We start from the raw sequence: 3,835 nt of genomic DNA on the forward strand, positions 1-3,835 counted from the left end.
ATTCCTCGTACAGGACAGCATAACGTCGTAGCATGGGCACTTTGATTCCTAAATCACTGGCAATTTGAGAAGGAGTTTTCAGCATGGTGTCACTGATCAGTATATGCCTGAGTTACGCCTTTTAGACGTGCATTGAATTTTTCCCCTTCTAGATGGGATTTTTTTAGGCGCTACTCGGAAGCGTGAGCCGTCTATTCAGACGCTACCAGGAGTGTACGATAAACGTATTTATCGTAGGTATTGCCGATAGCATCAAAATTTATATTGTCAGCATTCCAAATATGCCATCTAGACAAATTTTCCAAAAGAAACCAAGACTTATTTCAGAAAGAGTTGAATTCCACTTTTAACAGAAAATCCATAGAGAGATGGAGCACTTTTTGTATTTCAAAGAATGAATTATCTTGGTCTCACGCAGAGCACGCAAAGAGTATGTCAGGGCAAGCTCAGAAGAGCTTAAAACTTCCCTGGAGTCCCAAAATTCGTTATCTATGAGCAATAACTTAAGAATAATCTTAGGATTTAGACCGTTTCCAAAGGAGTCCAAAACCATGACCAAAATTCAGAACCCCAAACTGATCACTGATTTACAGACCAACATTGAAAAATGGATCGAACAGCATGGAGCTGATCAACTGTTACGCCTTAAGCCCAGAGAGCTTACAGCTCTCTGGTACCAGAGCAATTATGGTCACTGGAGCAATACAGGGGAGAAGGTTGAAATCTCTCCCATTTACTCTAGTCCACGTATACAGCAGAAAAAGGCAAAAACACAGCTAAGTCAGGCTGCCCAATTGCAGCAGTTGCGATCCATGCAAAATCTGGTGCTGGTCACATATCCACTCCAAAAGGTGACCAGCACCAGATTATATGACAGAAGTTTACATGCCTGGGCTAAGGAAGAATCTAAACGGATTTTTCCAGCTGTTCCTGCCTTGGTTAAACTGGAATTCACCCAGACGTTCAGAATGCATTTACATCTCATCTGTCCCAATCGTGGTCAGCAGCTTCCTTCAAAAGCTCATGTTGAAACCATTGAATCTGAGCAGGATCTTCTCAGAATTCTCGCATACCTGCAGAAAAATTCTGATCCTTTCGCAAATCGTGACCTCAAAAACGAAAAAGGTATGATCCTCAGAGTTGCAAAAAGAGACAGTGACAAAGCCTTACAACGCTACTTGGTGGCCAAAATTACAGCCTTTCAGATGGGCATAAAAAAACTGCCTGCTAAGACCTGGTGGCTCAAAGCTGTATAATCCCTTTGCTTTCTCTAAAGCTAAAGCCTTTGTCAGACAGCATTTTTTGAGCATCCTTTTTCAGACGCTTTTTCTCTGCCAGATTCCTAAACGTTCAGATGGCGGCCAGATCCTGCCAAATTCCTGAGCGCTTCAGCTTGGCTATTAAGATTGCTCCCCATCTGCTTCGAATACCATCGTCCAGATCACCAAAAATGTTCAAAAGCGCAGCTTGAAAATGATGCCAAAGATCTAGACCCCGTTCACTGGCTGCAAGAAGCCTCCAAAGGCACCACCTGTACAGATTTAGACTGTGATGATCTTCCAGAAGACCTGCCAGCTGCTGAGCTGCTTGATCCACCCAGGCTTTACGCTCCTGTGCTCGAAGAAGTTGACCTTCAGACAGCGAGAAAACGAAGTTTTTGAAGTTTCGCGCTGCTGGCGGACATACAGAAGCAACAACGGAATCTTGATTAAGTTGCCCAGATAACGTGAAACCCTTCAATACAAGATATTTTCGCTTCCTATCAGAAAATGTCTTTGTATGTTCGTTTTTGGTTTTCTGCGCTCTGAGAAATCTAAAAACCGTATTGCCACTGGCAATGTCTTTTTCCATTGAACGGTACTCGTGGTTCCAATCCCAAAAGCGAAACCGTGCCTGGTGCTCAGAAGAAGGATCCATAACCACAGCAAACAGTGTCCCGCTCTTGACCATTCGCTGAGGAAGACGACACACAAAACCCTTGCTGGCCACCAGAGAACTTTGACGCAGGCGACCCAGGGCCTCATAGAAGCGTGTCTTGCCTATATCCAGGTAATCCATGAGCAGCTCAGCACTGGTGTGCACCACATAACAGCCCTGGCCAACTTTCCGCCCATGAAAACAGGCATGATCCCAGCAAAGACGGTGTAAAGCATCAAACACCCGCTGTTCGGTCTCAGGGAGACTCCTAAGCCTCCTGCTCCTATGGAAGCTCTCAGAAACCCTTTCAGAAGCCTGAGCTAACACTACAGAATGATTTCCCGATTTGAGATTTCTCTGAAAGTCTGAAACGTCAGGTTTTTCTGGTTTTTGGATCCAGGATTTAGAATCAGCTGGAAGATCTCGGATAGAAGCCACCAGCTGGCCAGCTTCATTGGCGATTCCAAGGCGGTCAAGATACTTCTGGAAAGCATGTGGCTTCATGGTCCTCGTGATGACCAGGAGGGGCTGAATTGTCCAGTTCCTGTAAAGCAGGCTTTAGACTGTGGCACTCTGCATTGACGTGGGTGCCAAGATCGCCTAAATTTAGGGCAGGTGGCAAAGGCTAAACCTCTGCCAGCGAACCTTAAAACTGAACTCCCTTCTGGGAGGCTCTTGGGAAGAACTGCGTGGGTCGCCAAACTTCAGCAGTTCTTCGTTTTTTTGCCCTAGCGGGTAGCCTCAGAAGCACACTACAGCACTCTTAGGCCAGCTGGCAAGACCTACACAGCTTTAAAAATTCCTCAACTTAAGACTTACCAGGGGAGCAAAAACATTCAAACATATCAAAAAATCGTAATAAATGATACAGTTACTTATGGCAGAACTTCAATGTCCACGTTGTAAATCTGAACAAGTTACCCGTAGAAGAATAATTCATGATGGTGGAGTAAGTGCAGGAGTAAGTTTTACAGGTGGAGTTACAACTTCGGGAGAAGCTGTTGGAGCTACAACCCATACTTATAGTTCTACAACTCTTGCAAAACGACATCGCCCCCCAGAAGAACCTGCCGTAGGTTTTGCTTTTGCCACTGCTGCTCTCACTTGTGTATTTAGCCTCATATTTCTAATAGCACTCATCAGTGTTGCTAATAATCCTGATCCTGATTTCAAGATTGGTAAAATTTTTCTTACAGTGGTATTTATATTTTTTGCAATCGCATCAGTCTATAACGTGATAGACATGCTTAAAAAATCAGAATATAAAAATAGTGGAGAATATGAAAGATTATCAAAAGAGTATGATTCTCAATTTGTTTGTTTAAGATGTGAAGAAATTTTTATTCCTGATTTTTCAAAACTCTCATAGCCTGTTATAATATCCTCTCAAAAGAGAATCAAATATGCCCCTTAAACCCTGTCTTGGTGACAGGGTTTCTTGATTTTTTTTCATGTGATTATCAGGAAGATTGATTTCAGATATCTGAAGCCGATAAATCTCTTCCTGAGCCTTTAACAGTTGATGAACCATTTGCTGAAGCGCTTGATTTTCTGAGCGCAACTGAACCAGCTCCTGGCGCAATGGCGTGATCTCAGCCTCTATAGCTTCTCTGAACAACTTCTGCAGTCTTTCAGGAGTGAATAGGGGATCAGACTCCTGGATTGCAGACTCTGAAGCCTCTGAGATCTCTACAATTCGCACTGCCTGACGCATGGAAGCTTCAAGACCCAGCTTTTCACTTTCCATGATTGATCTGGCTCGCTGTAATGTGATCAGCACCTCAGTGGTATATAAACGTTCACCTCTGGCAGTGACAGGGAGCTTTTGACCTGTGTATTCCTCGTACAGGACAGCATAACGTCGTAGCATGGGCACTTTGATTCCTAAATCACTGGCAATTTGAGAAGGAGTTTTCAG

The 3,835-nt window shown here is 43.9% G+C and carries 4 protein-coding genes; 2 read left to right on the forward strand and 2 right to left on the reverse strand.

All coding sequences use genetic code 11. The annotated features are described in order from the left end of the window. Positions 1-551: 551 nt before the first annotated feature. Entirely contained in the window at positions 552-1,256 is a 705-nt protein-coding gene (locus IEY52_RS26260) for a hypothetical protein (protein WP_189009606.1), read from the forward strand. A gap of 94 nt (positions 1,257-1,350) precedes the next feature. Here IEY52_RS26260 and IEY52_RS26265 read toward each other — a convergent pair whose 3' ends face one another. Further along, positions 1,351-2,421 (reverse strand): hypothetical protein, encoded by a 1,071-nt coding sequence (locus IEY52_RS26265; RefSeq protein ID WP_189009609.1) that lies wholly within the window; start codon positions 2,419-2,421, stop codon positions 1,351-1,353. A gap of 373 nt (positions 2,422-2,794) precedes the next feature. Here IEY52_RS26265 and IEY52_RS26270 point away from each other — a divergent pair, with 373 nt between their 5' ends. After that, positions 2,795-3,286 carry a hypothetical protein gene (locus tag IEY52_RS26270; protein ID WP_189009612.1) on the forward strand — a complete coding sequence of 164 codons (492 nt, stop codon included), beginning with the start codon at positions 2,795-2,797 and terminating at the stop codon, positions 3,284-3,286. Here the strand turns inward: IEY52_RS26270 and IEY52_RS26275 are convergent. Further along, positions 3,281-3,835 (reverse strand): hypothetical protein (locus tag IEY52_RS26275; protein WP_189009615.1); only part of this gene is annotated, 555 nt, incomplete at its 5' end. The two genes, IEY52_RS26270 and IEY52_RS26275, sit on opposite strands and share 6 nt — an antisense overlap.

Origin of the sequence: Deinococcus roseus (assembly GCF_014646895.1) — a bacterium.
Lineage (GTDB): Bacteria > Deinococcota > Deinococci > Deinococcales > Deinococcaceae > Deinococcus_C > Deinococcus_C roseus.